The organism is Sphingobacterium sp. FBM7-1 (assembly GCF_020687765.1).
In the GTDB taxonomy this organism is placed as follows: domain Bacteria; phylum Bacteroidota; class Bacteroidia; order Sphingobacteriales; family Sphingobacteriaceae; genus Sphingobacterium.
Genome location: NZ_JAJEWJ010000027.1, coordinates 1 through 547, shown reverse-complemented (window position 1 = coordinate 547; position 547 = coordinate 1). Strand labels below are relative to the sequence as shown.

Sequence of the window (547 nt, the reverse complement as noted above, 5' to 3'; positions counted from 1 at the left end):
ATTGCCCCTTTTGCCAAGCAATGGACTGCCTTCAGTCAATATATGGCCGAAACCATATACAAACTTCCTCTGTCCTCTTTGTCTGTCTTCTTTTCTATACCAATATGTCAAAGAACTCTATGCCTGCCGATATACGGTAGGCAGTGTGGAGAATAACGGATTCGAACCGTTGACCCCCTGCGTGCAAGGCAGGTGCTCTAGCCAGCTGAGCTAATTCCCCGCAATGTAAGGTGTTCAGTAAAAGTAGTCCCGAGCAGATTTGAACTGCTGACCCCTACATTATCAGTGTAGTGCTCTAACCAACTGAGCTACGGGACTGGATATGTATGCTCCCTCATCCCGGCCAGCTACCCGGCCTTTGCCCTGGGGCCTACCTTGTCCTTTATCCAGGGATAAATAATTCATCCCTAAATCTTAAACCTTAAAAAATGATCATGGTGTGCGCAGCAGAAACGGTCCGGACGCTCCAGAAAGGAGGTATTCCAGCCGCACCTTCCGGTACGGCTACCTTGTTACGACTTAGCCCCAATTACCAGTATTGCCCTAA

1 protein-coding gene, 2 tRNA genes and 1 rRNA gene are annotated in these 547 nt (G+C 48.6%); all 4 read right to left on the bottom strand.

From position 1 onward, the window contains the following. Positions 1-146: 146 nt before the first annotated feature. Positions 147-220, bottom strand: a tRNA-Ala gene (locus tag LKO28_RS15385). 24 nt (positions 221-244) lie between these two features. Continuing rightward, positions 245-318: transfer RNA gene (locus LKO28_RS15380), tRNA-Ile, on the bottom strand. Then, complete coding sequence (locus tag LKO28_RS15495) at positions 283-405, bottom strand: hypothetical protein (RefSeq protein ID WP_262906137.1); 123 nt, start codon at positions 403-405, stop codon at positions 283-285. The genes LKO28_RS15380 and LKO28_RS15495 overlap by 36 nt, the downstream gene beginning before the upstream one ends. A gap of 65 nt (positions 406-470) precedes the next feature. Further along, positions 471-547 (bottom strand): 16S ribosomal RNA (locus tag LKO28_RS15375); the annotation flags it as partial.

Excerpts from the sequence above, each read along its gene's own strand:
- LKO28_RS15495 (WP_262906137.1), bottom strand. The coding sequence starts at position 405 with ATGAATTATTTATCCCTGGATAAAGGACAAGGTAGGCCCCAGGGCAAA.